General features: G+C 71.1%; 15 protein-coding genes. 7 read left to right on the top strand and 8 right to left on the bottom strand.

The annotated features are described in order from the left end of the window. Window positions 1-14: 14 nt before the first annotated feature. Together M8542_RS22420 and dapA are read right to left on the bottom strand one after the other, a co-directional pair. Window positions 15-287 (bottom strand): hypothetical protein, encoded by a 273-nt coding sequence (locus M8542_RS22420; RefSeq protein WP_257922171.1) that lies wholly within the window; start codon window positions 285-287, stop codon window positions 15-17. Between the two features lie 50 nt (window positions 288-337). Beyond that, the gene (gene dapA / locus M8542_RS22415) at window positions 338-1,171 is read right to left on the bottom strand and encodes a 4-hydroxy-tetrahydrodipicolinate synthase (RefSeq protein ID WP_257922170.1); all 834 of its coding nucleotides are present in this window, start codon (window positions 1,169-1,171) and stop codon (window positions 338-340) included. Between the two features lie 73 nt (window positions 1,172-1,244). Here dapA and M8542_RS22410 point away from each other — a divergent pair, with 73 nt between their 5' ends. After that, a complete protein-coding gene (locus tag M8542_RS22410; RefSeq protein WP_257922169.1) occupies window positions 1,245-2,132 on the top strand; it encodes a LysR family transcriptional regulator in 888 nt (295 codons plus the stop codon). Between the two features lie 55 nt (window positions 2,133-2,187). On the opposite strand, the gene M8542_RS22405 is transcribed toward M8542_RS22410, so the two are convergent. Next, the gene (locus M8542_RS22405) at window positions 2,188-2,856 is read right to left on the bottom strand and encodes an SDR family NAD(P)-dependent oxidoreductase (RefSeq protein ID WP_257922168.1); all 669 of its coding nucleotides are present in this window, start codon (window positions 2,854-2,856) and stop codon (window positions 2,188-2,190) included. A 94-nt stretch (window positions 2,857-2,950) separates the two neighbouring features. Between M8542_RS22405 and M8542_RS22400 the strand changes: the two genes are divergently transcribed. Next, the gene (locus tag M8542_RS22400; RefSeq protein WP_257922167.1) at window positions 2,951-3,544 is read left to right on the top strand and encodes a TetR/AcrR family transcriptional regulator; all 594 of its coding nucleotides are present in this window, start codon (window positions 2,951-2,953) and stop codon (window positions 3,542-3,544) included. Window positions 3,545-3,547: 3 nt separating this feature from the next. On the opposite strand, the gene M8542_RS22395 is transcribed toward M8542_RS22400, so the two are convergent. Together M8542_RS22395 and M8542_RS22390 are read right to left on the bottom strand one after the other, a co-directional pair. Then, on the bottom strand, window positions 3,548-5,044 hold the full coding sequence (locus M8542_RS22395) for a phosphodiester glycosidase family protein (RefSeq protein ID WP_257922166.1): 1,497 nt from the start codon (window positions 5,042-5,044) through the stop codon (window positions 3,548-3,550). Between the two features lie 59 nt (window positions 5,045-5,103). After that, window positions 5,104-7,086 (bottom strand): APC family permease, encoded by a 1,983-nt coding sequence (locus M8542_RS22390; RefSeq protein WP_257922165.1) that lies wholly within the window; start codon window positions 7,084-7,086, stop codon window positions 5,104-5,106. Between the two features lie 151 nt (window positions 7,087-7,237). Here M8542_RS22390 and M8542_RS22385 point away from each other — a divergent pair, with 151 nt between their 5' ends. Next, window positions 7,238-7,606 (top strand): STAS domain-containing protein, encoded by a 369-nt coding sequence (locus M8542_RS22385; protein WP_257922164.1) that lies wholly within the window; start codon window positions 7,238-7,240, stop codon window positions 7,604-7,606. A 4-nt stretch (window positions 7,607-7,610) separates the two neighbouring features. Here M8542_RS22385 and M8542_RS22380 read toward each other — a convergent pair whose 3' ends face one another. Continuing rightward, window positions 7,611-8,717 carry an FAD-dependent oxidoreductase gene (locus tag M8542_RS22380; RefSeq protein WP_257922163.1) on the bottom strand — a complete coding sequence of 369 codons (1,107 nt, stop codon included), beginning with the start codon at window positions 8,715-8,717 and terminating at the stop codon, window positions 7,611-7,613. Window positions 8,718-8,776: 59 nt separating this feature from the next. Between M8542_RS22380 and M8542_RS22375 the strand changes: the two genes are divergently transcribed. Together M8542_RS22375 and M8542_RS22370 are read left to right on the top strand one after the other, a co-directional pair. Beyond that, window positions 8,777-9,205: a MarR family winged helix-turn-helix transcriptional regulator gene (locus tag M8542_RS22375; RefSeq protein WP_257922162.1), complete on the top strand. Its 429-nt coding sequence runs from the start codon at window positions 8,777-8,779 to the stop codon at window positions 9,203-9,205. Window positions 9,206-9,317: 112 nt separating this feature from the next. Beyond that, entirely contained in the window at window positions 9,318-9,893 is a 576-nt protein-coding gene (locus M8542_RS22370; protein WP_257922161.1) for a DUF6801 domain-containing protein, read from the top strand. 729 nt (window positions 9,894-10,622) lie between these two features. On the opposite strand, the gene M8542_RS22365 is transcribed toward M8542_RS22370, so the two are convergent. Together M8542_RS22365 and M8542_RS22360 are read right to left on the bottom strand one after the other, a co-directional pair. After that, complete coding sequence (locus tag M8542_RS22365; RefSeq protein WP_257922160.1) at window positions 10,623-11,843, bottom strand: HNH endonuclease signature motif containing protein; 1,221 nt, start codon at window positions 11,841-11,843, stop codon at window positions 10,623-10,625. 203 nt (window positions 11,844-12,046) lie between these two features. Further along, window positions 12,047-12,808 carry an IclR family transcriptional regulator gene (locus tag M8542_RS22360; protein WP_257922159.1) on the bottom strand — a complete coding sequence of 254 codons (762 nt, stop codon included), beginning with the start codon at window positions 12,806-12,808 and terminating at the stop codon, window positions 12,047-12,049. Window positions 12,809-12,937: 129 nt separating this feature from the next. On the opposite strand from M8542_RS22360, the gene M8542_RS22355 reads away from it, so the two are divergent. Next, window positions 12,938-13,633 (top strand): CoA transferase subunit A, encoded by a 696-nt coding sequence (locus M8542_RS22355; RefSeq protein ID WP_257922158.1) that lies wholly within the window; start codon window positions 12,938-12,940, stop codon window positions 13,631-13,633. 2 nt (window positions 13,634-13,635) lie between these two features. Further along, window positions 13,636-14,268, top strand: coding sequence for a CoA transferase subunit B (locus M8542_RS22350; RefSeq protein ID WP_257922157.1), 633 nt, complete (start codon window positions 13,636-13,638; stop codon window positions 14,266-14,268). Window positions 14,269-14,383: the final 115 nt, after the last annotated feature.

Raw genomic sequence — 14,383 nt, 5'->3', positions numbered from 1 at the left:
CTGGGGGCTGGGTCTCAGCCGTAGACGATGCGGCGCAGCTGGCGCTGCGACAGGTCGGGCGCGGCGACGAGCCGCCCCCGGAGCTCGCCGGCGATCAGCGGGAAGATTTCCGGGTTCTTCCGGCCTTCGGCCTGCAGCTCGGCGTGCCTGCGGCGCACGTACTGCTCGGTGGGTGTCCGGTAGAAGGCCAGGACGTCGTCGACGACGCGGGCGGCGACCCCGGGCGGCAACCCGGTGGACGCGGCCACGCGCTCGACGATGTCGGTGTCCTCCACGCCGGCCATCATGCCCTGCGGACGTCGCGAACTTCAAACTCTTGCCCGAAATCGGGCAAGTTCTAAGCAGCAGACTCGATCAGCGGCAGCCGGACCGCCGCGTGCGGGATGATCCCGCGCTCGGCCAGCGCCGCCTTGGCCGCCGTCGTCCCGGGACCGCAGCGCATGATCGACTCCGTCAGCGGCAGCAGCGCGGTCTGGATCTCGCGCGCCGTCTCGAGGTCGCCGCGGCGGACGGCGCCGATCAGGGCCGCCGTGCGGTCCGCCGCCACGTTCGCCACCACGCTGACCAGGCCCGCCGCGCCGCAAGCGAGGTAGGGCAGGTTCAGCTCGTCGATGCCGCAGTAGTACGCCAGCGACGTGCCGGCCATGACCGTCATCGCCTCGAACAGGTCGCCCTTGGCGTCCTTGACCGCCCGGATCCGGGGGTGGCCGGCCAGCTCGGCCAGGGTCTCCGGCGTCATCGCGAGGCCCGCCCGCGCGGGGACGTCGTAGAGCATCACCGGCAGCTCGGTCGCGTCGGCGACCGCCACGCAGTGGGCGATCACCCCGGCCTGCGTCGGCCGCGAGTAGTAGGGGCAGACCACCAGCAGCCCGTCCGCGCCGGCCGCCTCGGCTTCGCGGGCGCGCCGGACGCTCGCGGCCGTGTCGTAGGTGCCGACGCCGGCGATCACCCGCGCCCGGCCGGCGACCCGGGTCACCACGCTGCCGACCAGCCCGGCGGCTTCGGATTCGGTCAGGGTGGGGGACTCGCCGGTCGTGCCGCCGACGACCAGGCCGTCGCACCCGGTGGCCAGCAGGTGGTCGACGAGGTTCGCGAGCCCGGGTTCGCTGAGTGCGCCGCCGGGCTCCATGGGGGTCACCATCGCGACGAGGTTCGCGCCGAATTCGGTCATGCGTCGACCTTGGCGCGATTCGACTACGGCGGTCCAGCGATGCTTTTTTTCCGATAATGCGTAGCCTTGCTTCATGATTGAAGTCGGTGCGCTGCGGGCGTTGCGTTCGGTGGCGGCGCTGGGGACGCTGGCGCGGGCGGCGGAAGAGCTCGGCTACACGGCTTCCGCGGTCTCGCAGCAGATCAAGCGGCTCGAACGCCAGGTCGGGGTGCCGGTGCTGGCGCCGGCCGGCCGCGGGGTCGTGCTCACCCCGGCCGGGCAGGCCATCGCCGACTCGGCGCCGGCGGTGTTCCAGGCGCTCGAACGCTGCGCGGAAGCGGGCCAGTCGGTTTCGGAAGGTGCGCCACGCGGGACGCTGCGGGTGGTGGCGTTCTCGACCGCCATCCGGGGGCTGCTCGCCCCGGTGCTGCGGAGACTGTCGGCGCGCTGCCCGGACCTGCGCGTCCACATCACCGAGCAGGACCCGGACCAGGCACTGCACAGTGTCGACGCGGGCACGGCCGACCTCGCCCTGGTCCACGACGCCGACGGGCTGCCGGCCGCCCAGCCGCCGTCACTGACGCAGCGGCTCGTGCACACCGACGTCGGCGACGTCGTGCTGAGCCGGACGCACCCGCTCGCGGCGGCCACCGCACCACTCGGCCGCGCCGACCTCGCCGGGCACGCGTGGGTGACCAGCCCGCCGGGAACGGTGTGCCACCAATGGTTCCGCCGCCTGTTCGCGGAAGCCCCGGCCGAGCCGGACGTCCGCCACCTGGTCGACGACTTCGCGTCGCAGCTGTCGCTGGTGGCATCCGGCGAGGTGCTCGCGCTGATCCCGCGCCTGGCCCGGCCACCACTGGGCGAGCACCTGATCGCCCGCCCGCTGCGGCGGCCGCCCAAGCGGGAGGTGCACGCGGCGTGGCGGCGGAGCGCGGACACGAGCCCGGCGATCCGGGCGCTGCTCACCGAACTCGGGTGAGGTCATCCACTGTGGACGGATGGGGGCAGGTGCCGGGTGCGGCTCAGGTGGGCGGTCACCAAGGGACGACGTCGCCGTGGCGGTCCAGGAACCGCAGGCCCGGGGTGCCGGCCTGCGCTTCGAGCACGTCGACCACGGCGGGGATGCTCTCCCGGGGGTCGAGGGGCGCGTCCGGGCCGCCGAGCCGCGTCCGGTTGTGGCCGGGGTCGATGAGCAGCTTGGTCCGCCCGTCGGCGGCGTGCCGGGTGGCGTAGCTGCGCATCAGCTGGTTGAGCGCGGCCTTGCTGGCCTTGTAGAGCTCGTACCCGGGCTCGGTGTTGCGGGAGACGCTGCCCTGCTCCGACGACATGACCGCGACGGTGCCGCCGGGCGCGACCAGGTCGCGCAGCGCTTCGAGGGCCCGCAGCGGGCTCAGCGCGTTGGTGATCATGACCTCGGTGAACATCGCCTCCGGCACTTCGTCGATGGCGAGGTTCCCGCGGTCGATCGCGGCGTTGACGAAGAGCAGGTCGAGCGGGCGGCCCTCGAGGCGCTCGCGCAGGACGGCGAGCTGCTCGGGGCTGGTCAGTTCCAGCGGCTCGACGGCCAGCGGGAGGGCGTTCAGCTCGGCGCTTTCCCGGCGCGTGGTGGCGATGACCTCCCAGCCGCGGTGGGCGAGCTCGCCGGCGAGGACGAGGCCCAGCCCGCGCGAGGCGCCGATGACGAGAGCTCTGCGGTGCGACACGGTGACTCCTTGACGGTGCGGAATTTGTCTAGACGAGACGTTGCGTCCAGACAATAACACGGCCGCGTCCCGGCCGGCGGGTATCGTGCTCCGCATGGCCGCCGCGAACCCCCAGCCCCGCCGGGCGCACTCCGGCAGCCGCCGTGACGAGGCCGCCCGGCTCGCGGTCCTGCACGCCGCCGACGACCTGCTCGTCGAGCACGGGTTCGGCGCGCTGACCATCGAGGCGATCGCGCGGCGCGCGGGCGTGGCCAAGCAGACGATCTACCGCTGGTGGCCCTCGAAGGTCGAGATCCTCCTCGACACGCTCATCGAGGACACGGAAAAGCGCCTGCCCGTGCCGGACAAGCCGACGGCCGAGGGGATCCGCGGCTACCTGCGCGCGTTCGCCCGGTTCGTCACCCGCGACCCGGTGGGCCAGGTCCTGCTCGCGCTCATCGCCGAAGCACAGCACAGCCCCGGCACGGCCGAGCGCTTCCACCAGCGCTACCTCGGCCCCCGCCGCGCCCTCGAGCGCGACCTGCTCGCCCGCGCGACCGACGCGGGCGAGATCTCACCGCGGCTCGGCCCGGACGCGACGCTCGACGCGCTCACCGGCCCGATCGTCTACTGCGCCCTCACCGGCGCGAGCGTGCCGCGCGGGCTGGTCGACACCCTGTGCGCGGCCCTGCTCGTCCCGGCTTCCTGACGGCTATCGGACCACCAGCAGGGCGTCGCCGACCGGGCGTTCGCCGGTCGCGTCCGACGGGGAGCTGACCAGCTTGCCGCCGATCGCCATCGCCGTCGAGCCGCCGCCGTCGAGGTTGATCGCGGTCACCGCGCCGAGCTTCGCCATCAGCTGCGCGCCCTCGACCAGCGAAAGCCCTTCGGCGAAGCCGGGCTGGCGCCCGTCGGCGGTGACGATCAGCAGCCGGCCGCGGCGGTCGAGGCCGACCATCGTGCGCGGGTTGCGCTTGACGCCCCAGCCGTAGACGAACGACGGGTCGCCCGGGTGCACGACACCGTCGGCCGCGGCGTCGACCGCGACCCGGCCGTCGCGGACCAGCCACGGGCCGCCGTTGACCACGCCGGCCGGGTGGATCGTGCGGTGGCCGTCGACGATCCGCGTGCCGACGCTGAGTTTCACGCCCGGCCGTGCGTGCCCGGTCAGCCAGGTCGCCGCCGCGCCGATGCCCTGGACGGTGTGCCCGCCCGCGGGCACCTCGCCGCCGGCGGGCCGCACCGCCGTGACGACGTCGTGGGTGTCCAGAACAGCTTCGACGCCGTCGCCCGCCGGGGTCGGCGTGCCGAGCTGGGGCGTGAACAGCACGAGCTCGTCCGGGTGGGTGCAGGTGGTGTCGTGCAGCGGCCGGTCGGTCGGGACGTCGCCGGGCTCGCCGCAGTTGCGGATCAGGCCGGGCTTGCGGTTGACGCCGTTGACTTCGCGGCCGCCGACGGTGACCACGGTCCGCGGCACGCCGATGGACGCGTGGTCGCCGTCGTCCAGGAGCAGCGCGGGCCGGCCGGCGGTGGCCTCGCTCTGCAGGCGGCCTTGGTAGACGCCGACGCCGGCGGGTTCGCCGGGGATGCCGTCGCGCGGGTCGATGACGAAGAAGCCGCCGTTGGTGCCGAGCAGCGCCCCGGCCGCCAGCGCGGAGGTGGTGCGCCGGCCCGACACGGACTCGCCGTGCGAGGCGACGACCTTGCCGTGGAACGACCGCGGATCGACCACGGCGACCCGCATCCGCTGCGGGCCTTGTGCCTCGGGACCGTCCTGGCCGGTCCACTCGGCGGCGCCGGCGAAGCCGTTCGCGGCCATGGCGCTCGCGGTGGCGGCGGCCCGCGCCCGGTCGGCGAAGGCGCCGACCCGGACCCGCCAGCCCAGCGCACCCCGCGGGGTGTCGGCGAAGGCGGGCCAGCCGACTTCCTCGGCGCGTGCGGCGAAACCCTTGCCGCGCAACGCGGTCACCAGCGCGTCCGCGTGCTCGCGGGTGCCGAGCGCGGCCGGCGGCGCGTCCGGGTCGGGGCTCGCCCCGCCGGGCACCTGCACCGTCACGGTCCAGAAGCTGTGGCCGGTGCCTTCGCCGGTGACCACGGTGGTGACGGTCAGCCCCGGCGCGAGCACGTCACCCGCGGCCGACGCGGGGGTGCTCAGCGCGAAGGTGAGCGCGGCGGACAGGGCCAGGGCGAGCGGCATCCTCGTCTTCACGCGAGGCAAGCTACCCCGCCGGGGTGGACCGCGTGCGGGTTCCGGGTGAACTCCGCGCCTCAGCCGCCGACGTGGATGCCCGGCCGGCGCTCGGGGTCCTTCTCCGCGCTGCGGATGATCTCGCGGACCACCGGCGCCGTGTCGCCGCGGCCGAGGATCAGGTACCGGAACAGGTGCCCGAGCGGGTTTCCTTCCGCCCACTCGAAGTGGCACTGCGGCCGGACCCCCGTCACGTCGCGCAGGGCCAGCAGGATCGCCGCGATCGCGTTCGGCGCCGCCGGGCTGTTCGCGCGGAGGATCCGGTAGCCGTCGATGTCGACGCCGCGGACCTCGAGGACGTTGCTGAACTCCGACGGGTCCACCACGTCGATCTCGAGGAAGAGCACGTCGGCGGCGCCGGGGACCGGGTTCATCGAGCGCTGTTCGGCTTCCTTGGCCGAGTACTCGGCTTCGTCGCCACCCTGGCGCCGGTTGGCGATGATGTGCAGGTTGCCGTCGTGGGCCAGGGAGTCGGTGATGAACCCGCGCGCCGTCTCGTCGAACTCGATGTGTTCGGCCCGTAGCTCCGTCGTACGCGAGACCCGCGAAACCAGGGAGACGACGATGATCCCCAGGATGAACAACGCGGAAATGGCGATGCCGTCGGGCTTTTCGATGACGTTCTCGACGAGCGCGTACAGCAGCACCAGGGTCAGGACGCTGAACCCGATCGCGGCCCCGCGCTGCCGCCGCCGGAGTGCCGAGATGCTCACCGCGACCGCGCCCGACACCATCATCGCCAGGATGCCGGTGGCGTAGGCCCCGGCCTGCGCGTTGACGTCGGCGCCGAACGCGACGGTGATGAGGATGCTGATCACCGTGTAGACGATCACCACCGGCCGCACCGCGCGGCCCCACTCCGGCGCCATGCCGTAGGAGGGCAGGTACCGCGGGACGATGTTGATCAGCCCGGCCATTGCCGACGCACCCGCGAACCACAGGATCAGAACGCTGGAGATGTCGTAGGCGGTGCCGAAGATCTCGCCCAGCTCGTGGTGGGCGAGGTAGGCCATCGCGCGGCCGTTGGCCTCGCCGCCGTCCTTGAACGCGTCGGCCGGGATCAGCACGGTCGTGATGAAGCTGGTCGCGATCAGGAACACCGACATGATCAGCGCGGCCGCGGTCAGCAGCTTGCGCGTGTTGCGGATCCGCGACTCGAGCTTCTCTTCCGGCGTCTTCCCCTTCGCGGCGACCAGCGGCATCATGCTGACCCCGGTTTCGAACCCGGACAGGCCCAGCACCAGCAGCGGGAACGCGATGATCGCCGGCCCGATGACGCCGGTGAACCCGCCGCCGCCCGAGGTCAGCGCGTCGGTCCAGCGGGAGAGGTCGGCGGAGTCGCCGAGCAGGTCGACGACGCTGACGACCGTGACGATGGCGTTGAGCAGCAGGAAGACCGCGACGAGCGGGATGGCGACGCCGACCGCCTCGCTGAAGCCCAGCAGGAACACCCCGCCGAGGATCAGCAGCAGCACGACGGTGATGAGCACGGCGTGGCCGTGCAGGAAGCCCGGCAGGTACGGGTTCTCCAGCATGTGCACGGTGGCGTCCGCCGACGACAGCGTGATCGTGATGATCCACGACGTCGCGACGAACCCGAGCAGCGTCAGCACGAACAGCTTCCCGCGCCAGAACGGCAGCAGGTCCTCCAACATCGCGACCGAGCCCTGCCCGTGCGGGCTTTCGTGGGCGACGCGGCGGTACATCGGCAGCATGCCGAGCAGCGTCAGCGCGACGATCAGCAGCGTCGCCAAGGGCGAGAGCGCCCCGGCGGCGAGCGCGGCGATCCCGGGCAGGTAGGACAGCGTGGAGAAGTAGTCGACGCCGGTCAGGCACATGACCTTCCACCAGGCCTGCGGCGTGCCGTGGTCCTCACCGCCCTGGCGGCCGACCGGCGCCACCCGGTGCTCCAGCAGCCAGCGCGCCAGGCCGGTGGCCGGTGGCTTCGGCGGCACCGGGCTGTCGACGCTCGCCGGCACGGTCACCTCGGGTGAAGCACCCATTGTCGTCCCCTCGTCCCTGGACACCGGTCCCCAGGATGCCGGACCCCGGTGGACCGGCGCGCCGCAGGTCGCTCAGCCGAATTGATGATCCGGAATCGATGACAGAACGATGCAGCCGACTTAGGGTCGGCACGGGCGGAAGGAGGGGGTCGTGACCGACGAGCCGACGTTGCGGGTGCGGGTGCACTCCGTGCCCGAAGCCGTCGTCGTGGTGGCCGAGGGTGATCTCGACCTCGGCAGCGCGCCGACGTTGCGCGGCCGCAGCCGGGCGGTGCTGGCCGACCGGCCGGGCGCGCTCATCGTCGACCTGGGCGGGATCGCGTTCTGCGGTTCGGCGGGCCTGCAGGTGCTGGCCGAGCTCGCCGCGGTGGCGGAGACCGGCGACGTGCCGTTCGCGGTGGTCGCCGACCGGCACTCGGTGCTGCGTGTCCTGCGGCTCACGCGACTGGACGAGGTCGTCCAGCTGCACCGGACGGTGGACGCCGCCCGCGACTGGCTCCGGCGGCGGCCCCCGTCCTGACATTTCAGCGGCTGAAGTTCCGGGCGGCGACGGCGGCCGCGGCGAACCCGTGCTCGAGCATTTCCCGTTCGTAGGACCGCACCGCGTCGAGCAGGGGCGCGCCCGAGACGAGCCGCGCGGCGAGCCGGCCCGCTTCGTGGATCGCGACCCCGGCGCTGATCCCGGCCGGCGGCATCGGGTGCGCGGCGTCCCCGACGAGGGTGACCGGCGCGGGTGCCCACAGCTCAGGACGTTCGGAGACGGCGATGGTCGCGGGCACGGCGTAGGCGGGGTCGCCGAGCCCGATCAACGCGCTCACCGAGGGATGCCAGTCGGCCAGCGTCTTCGCGGCCAGCTCCTGCAGGTCCGGGCCGTTGAGCTCGAAGAACGCGGGCCCGTAGGTGCTCGCCGACGCCGTGACGGCCCACATCACGTAGTCCTCGGCGGCCGGCAGCCCGAACTCCGCGGGGTCGCGCCGGAACAGCTGGGCGGCCAGCGCGAGGCCGCGGCCGTCCGGCCCGCCCAAGCCGAGGAAGCCGCCCAGCGCGGGCGCGGGCGTGAGGTCGCGGGCCTGTTCGGTCAGCGGGGTGCGGCCGTAGATCAGCCGGCTGTCCTGGACGCGCATCGAGAAGTCCGGCAGCAGCTGACGCCGCACCCCGGAGCCGACCCCGTCGGTCGCGACGAGGAGGTCGCCCTCGGCGGTGGAGCCGTCGGTGAGGTGGACCCGGACGGTCCCGTCGTCGAGCAGCTCGTAGCGGTCGAACCCGGCACCGAACCGGGTGATGTCACCCAGGTCGCGCAGCATGATCCGGCGGAGCGTGAGGCGGTCGACGGTGAGGCCGGCGGCACCCGGCGGCAGCTCGATTTCGGTGAACCCGGCGAGGTCGGGCCCACCGGTGGCCACGCCGCGGCTCGTCACGCAGGAGGTGGCGACGGCCTGGTCGTAGGCCTCGGCGGGCAGCCAGTCACGCAACGCCGCGGCACCGTCCCCGCTGATGTGGATCCGGTAGCCCTGCGCGCGGGCGTCGACGGCCGGGTCTCGTTCGAAGAGCTCGACGTCGACGCCGTGCCGGCGCAGGCCGTGGGCGAGGCACGGGCCGGCGAGGCCGGCGCCGCTGATCAGGACACGCATGATGTACCCCCTATGAGATCATCTCAGATGAGACTGTCTCTGATGGTAGCGTCAGGTCCATGGAGGCTCAACCGGTCGAACCGTCGGCACTCGGCTTTCTGCTCTACCGCGCCCACCAGCTGGCCCGCGGCCGGGCCAACCAGGCGGCCCGCCCCACGGGCCTGGAGCTGTCCCACGCGGCGGTGCTGTCGACGGTCCGCTCGGGCGGCGTCCGCAGCCAGCGCGAGCTGGGCGCGACGCTCGGTATCGACAAATCCACCCTGGTCCGCATCGTCGACGACCTGGAGCGCAGAGGTTTGGTGAACCGCCGCCGAGCTCCGGAGGACCGCCGGGCGTACGAAATCGTCCTGACCGACGCGGGCGAGCAGCGCCTGACGGAGGCGGGCGAGTTGTTCAGCGGCGCGATGACGGGCTTGCTGGAGGTGCTGGCGGAGCCGGAGCGGCGGCAGCTGCACGACTTGCTGACGCGGTTCGTCGACCAGCCCTGAGTGCTTTTCTCCGGGCCGCACTGACGTTTGTCACAATTCTTCGTGGTGGATATTGTCGCATTGTCGGCGGGGTCGTGAAGTTTTGTTCTCCCCTTCTTTCTGGAGGCAGAACATGCGCATTCTCGCTCTCTTGACAGTGTTCGCGGCGTTTTCCGTGGCTGGCGCGGCACCGGCGGCCGCGTCGGTCACGAAGGACCTCACGTTCACCTGCGAATTCCCGTTGATCGGCGCCCACCAGGTCGCGGCGACGGTGGTGGCGGGATTTCCGGAATCGGTACCGGCGGGCACACCGATCACGGTAAGCGATTTCGCGGTGAACGTATCGTTGACGGGCGACGTGATCACGGCCCTGCAGCTGATCGGAGCGGCAACGGTGGAGGGAACAGCCGCGGCCAACGTGGACGTCGACTACAACGGAACGGAGCTCGGCGTGACGTTGAACGGCCTGGGCTTCCCATCGACCCCGGTGCCGGCAACCGGCCCGATGGCGCTGGCCATCACCGGCCCGATCCCGGGCCTGACGGTGAAGAACCCGGGCACGGTGGCGTTCGGGGTGGGTAGCACGTTCACGGGCGAGGTGACGCCGAAGCAGGCTGACGGGACACCGACGGGGCTGGGGACGTTCGAGCTGCCGTGCACGATGGACGCCGGTCAGGATCCTGCGCTGGCGACTGTCGCGGTGAGCTGAGGCTGGTTTTTGTTGCTGGGCGGGCGGTGTGGGTGTGCGCCGCTCGCCCTGCTGGGGTTGATTTGTTGGGGCGCAGAGTTTTGCGGTGGTGACTTGGTGCGGCCGGGGGCTGTGGTGGCTTAGCGCGGGTTGTTGCGGTGGGTGCTGATCGGGCGGTGCGCCTTGGTGCGGTGGTTGGGTGGTTGTTGGTGCGGGTGGGGGCCGGGTTGGGTTGCGGCTCGGTGTGGTGGTTGGCGGGTGCTGGGGTTGGGTGGGCGCTGGGTTGTGGTGTGGCCTGGTGTGGTGGGTGTTGGAGTTGGTTGTTGGTGTGGGTGGGCGGCGAGATGGGGTGCGGCCCGGTGTGGTGGTTGGTGGGCGCTGGGTTAGTGGTGTGGCTTGGCGTGGTGGGTGTTGGAGTTGGTTGTTGGTGTGGGTGGGCGCCGGGTTGAGGTGTGGCCTGGTGTGGTGGGCGTTGTAGTTGGCTGCTGATGCGGGTGGTGCAGAGATGGGGTGCGGCCCGGTGCGCTGGCTGGCGGGCGCTGCGGTCGAGTGGGCGCTGGTTTGGTGGCGTGGCCCGGTGTGGTGGTTAGGTGCCGGGTGCCGGGTGCCGGGTGCCGGGTGCCGGGTGGCGTTCTTGCGAGTGAGCGGTGGTGCGATCTTGCGATGGGCGTGGGCGGGCTACGCGTGTTGATTTGGGCATGGGTGTGGGCCCGTAGCCGGTTGGCTGCGGGCCTGTCCCATGTTCGGTTGTCAGGCTGCGGTGGGTATGGGTTGGTGGAGGTTGTTGCGCCGGGGTTGTCGGCGTTTGTCCAGCCAGACCGGCGGTAAGAACTCCGGGAGCCCGTCGGGGGCGATGCGGACCTCCCAGCCGGAGCGGTGCAGCAGTCGGTGGTGGTGGGCGCACATCAACGCCAGGTTGTTCAGGTCGGTGGGGCCGCCGTCGGCCCAGTGCCGGATGTGGTGCCCCTGGCAATGCCGCGGTGGGCGATGGCAGCCTGGGAAGGCGCAGCCGCGGTCACGCAGGTAGAGGGCGTTGCGGATGTGGGTGGGGATCAAGCGACGGGCGCGGCCCAGGTCCAGTGGGGCGCTGGCGCTGTCCAGGACGGCGGGGATGAGTTTGCAGTCGCAGGCGTGGATGCGGGCCTCGGCTGCGCTCATGGTGCCGGTGTCACCCAGCAGGGCCGTGCCGAGGCCGGAGGTCAGGTTCTCCAGCGGGATGGTGACCATCACGTGGGCTCGCTCGCCGGCCTGGGTGGGCAGGTCGGGGGTGTTCAACGCGAGGTCGATGGCGTCGGAGAACGCATCGCCGTAGCGCTCGGCTGGGGACCGGTGGTCCTCTGAGCCGCGCCGCTGGGCCAGCGAGTCCAGCAGCGCGCTGGCCCGGGTGCCGGTCTCATCGTCGAAGTGACCGGTGAGTTCCCAGATGCCGGTCTTCTTGCGGCGGAGGGAGAGTTCGCGCTGGGGGGTGGCGGGTTCGGTCTCTTCGGGTGCGGTGCCGTCGGGGTCGAGGTGGGCCACGATCCGCGCGCCCAGGGCCGCGACCTGCTTGTGCCCGGCGTCGTCGGCGTAGCTGAGCAGGCTCTGCTCGGCTTCCTCGCGATGCTCCGGTGGGATCTGGGTCAGTGTCTCGACGATCGTGTCGATCATCGGGTTGCTCAGCGAGCCAGACGCGGCAACCGAGCCGGTGGCGGACGCGATCGCCGGGATCGGGGTACCGTCCAGGGCGCGGGAGGAATTGATGGTCCGGGCCCGCTTGAGGAGCTTCTCGGCGGCTGATTTGGGGATGTCGGCCAGTTGTGCCAGCAGGTGGGGAACGGAGCGGTAGCCGAAGAGTTCCAGGACGCCGCGGGATTCGATTTCCACGAGCAGCGACCCAAGTTCGGCTTCGGCGGTCCGCACGACGCCCAGCAGGGTGCTGATCCGGTCGGCGAGGGCGACCGCATCGGCTTGCCAGGCGAAGTTTCTGTCCACACCCCAAGATTACCGGGGTTCGAACACCAGTTCATCACACGAAGGGGTGGCAGGTTAACGAACTGTCCGGACCACAGAACACCAGCCACAGCAGCAAGGCAGGGGAGAGATTCGTTGCGTGGGGAATCGGCGCTACCAGCCACACCAGGAATAGACCACAGGGCGCCGATTTCCCACGCCACGGCGAAGCCGTATCAGTAAAATCAACCCTGAAGAACTCGAGTTAAACCATGAGCTTCCCGAAGAAGCAAAGCCCCAAGCTCAACCCGCCGCTCCTCCCGAAACCGAGACTCAACCCCAGTAAGAGTAAGAGCCCAAGCAGGCTCCCCAGAACGATTGAAAACAGCAGCAGCCATCCCCCAGGAACCCTCGACAACAAGCCCAGGATTGACGGAGTAACCATCCCGCCGAGTAAGCGCGATCCGAGCACGAACCGAAGAAACAGAATGAGCATCACCAAAAGAAGAGGAGAGATCAACCCGAGAAAGATAGGCATCGACCTCCCGATCGGGAAGCATGGCCAAAATGACAAGCCCAGCCGAAACAACCCCGAGCGGAAACCGAGCCCCCTCGTAGAGAACGAACGACCGAATGGGAAAAGCCCCGTCCTCGCGAATCAAGCAAACCGTCTCCGAACCCCGCCGAGCGGAGAAGAACGCGCTCTCCCCAGTAGCGACAGCGAGCCGGTGGACGCTCGAACGGGCGTGGTGCGTGACGTCGTACCGCTGCGCCGCCACCTCGCCCAGCAGGTACAGCTCCGGTCCGAGGTACCACTGGCCGTCCCGCTGGTCGCGGTCCACGTAACCCTCCGAAGCCAGTGCGGCCAGGAGGCGGTGCGCCGTCGGGCGGGCGAGGCCCGTGTCGCGGGCCAGTGCCGACGTCGTCGCGCCGCCCGCCTGGTGGGCCGACAGCGCGCGCAGCAGCGCGGCGATGCGGCCGGTGATCGTCACGGGCGGGGTGCTCACCCGCACAGCATACGTCCACTGAGTGAACGCACTGAGTCGAGAAGTCCGGCGAGTGAGCGAAAGATAGGGCCTGAGCTGCGGAAAGGATAAAAGAAGAGCCAGTCACTCAATGGACAGGGAGAAGCGAGCGTGCACAGCAGCGCAGCCGAAGCACTGTCGGACGTGCTCCGCGACGGCATCACCATCGCCGTCGGGGGGTTCGGGTTGTCCGGCAACCCCCATGACCTGATCGAAGCCGTCCGGGATGCCGGGGTGCGGGAGCTGACCGTCGTGTCCAACAACATGGGCGTCGACGGGAAGGGCCTGGGCCTGCTGCTCGAGAACCGGCAGGTCCGGAAGGTCGTCGCGTCCTACGTCGGGGAGAACAAGCTGTTCGCGCAGCAGTACCTCGACGGTGAGATCGAGGTCGAGTTCGCGCCGCAGGGCACGCTCGCCGAACGGCTGCGGGCCGGCGGCGCCGGGATCCCGGCCTTCTACACCCGGACCGGGGTCGGCACCCCGGTCGCCGAGGGCAAGCCGCACGCCGACTTCGACGGTGTCACCTACGTGCAGGAACGCGGCATCGTCGCCGACGTCGCCCTCGTGCACGCCCACACCGCGGACCGGGCCGGGAACCTCGTCTACCGGTTCGCCGCGCGGAACTTCAACCCGCTGGTCGCCACCTGCGGCCGGGTCACCGTCGCCGAGGCCGAGTTCGTCACCGACACCCCGCTCGACCCGGACCGCGTCGTCACGCCCGGGGTCTTCGTCAACCGCCTGGTGCGTGCCCGCGACCGGGTCAAGGACATCGAAAAGCTGACCGTGCGGTCGAGGGCGGAGGTCTGATCATGGGCTGGACACGCGACGAGATGGCCGCGATCGCGGCCCGCGAACTGCACGACGGCGACTACGTCAACCTCGGCATCGGGATCCCCACCCTGGTCGCCAACCACGTGCCCGACGGCGTGAACGTGACGCTGCAGAGCGAGAACGGCATCCTCGGGCTGGGCCCGTTCCCGGTCGAGGGCGAGGAGGACGCCGACCTGATCAACGCGGGGAAGCAGACCGTCACCATCAACCCGGGCGGCAGCTTCTTCGACTCCGCGACGTCGTTCGCGATGATCCGCGGCGGGCACATCGACATCGCGCTGCTCGGCGCGCTGCAGGTCGGCGCGAACGGCGACCTCGCCAACTGGATGGTGCCGGGCGCGCTGGTCAAGGGCATGGGTGGCGCGATGGACCTGGTCGCGGGCACCAAGCGCGTCGTCGTCATCACCGATCACGTGGCGCGCGACGGCCGCCCGAAGATCGTCGAGCGCTGCGACCTCCCGCTGACCGGCGCTCGCGTGGTGGACCGGATCATCACCGACCTCTGCGTCCTCGACGTCACGCCGGCGGGACTCCGCCTGGTCGAGACCGCGCCGGGTGTCGACGAGGCCGAGATCCGCGAGAAGACCGGCGCCGAGGTGCTAGTGTCCTGAGTCTTAATTTCGTGGCCAGTGTCTAGGATGCTGTGATGCCGAGCCCGAAGCTGCCGCCGTTGGTGTTGAGCGATGAGGAGCGCGAGACGTTGCTGCGGTGGTCGCGTCGCCCGAC

Origin of the sequence: Amycolatopsis iheyensis, assembly GCF_024703995.1 — a bacterium.
GTDB classification, from domain to species: Bacteria; Actinomycetota; Actinomycetes; order Mycobacteriales; family Pseudonocardiaceae; genus Amycolatopsis; species Amycolatopsis iheyensis.
This window is presented reverse-complemented; position numbering and strand designations above follow the sequence as displayed.

Coding starts and splice junctions, on each gene's coding strand:
- M8542_RS22420 (WP_257922171.1), bottom strand. CDS start 287: ATGATGGCCGGCGTGGAGGACACCGACATCGTCGAGCGCGTGGCCGCG.
- dapA (WP_257922170.1), bottom strand. CDS start 1,171: ATGACCGAATTCGGCGCGAACCTCGTCGCGATGGTGACCCCCATGGAG.
- M8542_RS22410 (WP_257922169.1), top strand. CDS start 1,245: ATGATTGAAGTCGGTGCGCTGCGGGCGTTGCGTTCGGTGGCGGCGCTG.
- M8542_RS22400 (WP_257922167.1), top strand. CDS start 2,951: ATGGCCGCCGCGAACCCCCAGCCCCGCCGGGCGCACTCCGGCAGCCGC.
- M8542_RS22390 (WP_257922165.1), bottom strand. CDS start 7,086: ATGGGTGCTTCACCCGAGGTGACCGTGCCGGCGAGCGTCGACAGCCCG.
- M8542_RS22380 (WP_257922163.1), bottom strand. CDS start 8,717: ATGCGTGTCCTGATCAGCGGCGCCGGCCTCGCCGGCCCGTGCCTCGCC.
- M8542_RS22375 (WP_257922162.1), top strand. CDS start 8,777: ATGGAGGCTCAACCGGTCGAACCGTCGGCACTCGGCTTTCTGCTCTAC.
- M8542_RS22370 (WP_257922161.1), top strand. CDS start 9,318: ATGCGCATTCTCGCTCTCTTGACAGTGTTCGCGGCGTTTTCCGTGGCT.
- M8542_RS22350 (WP_257922157.1), top strand. CDS start 13,636: ATGGGCTGGACACGCGACGAGATGGCCGCGATCGCGGCCCGCGAACTG.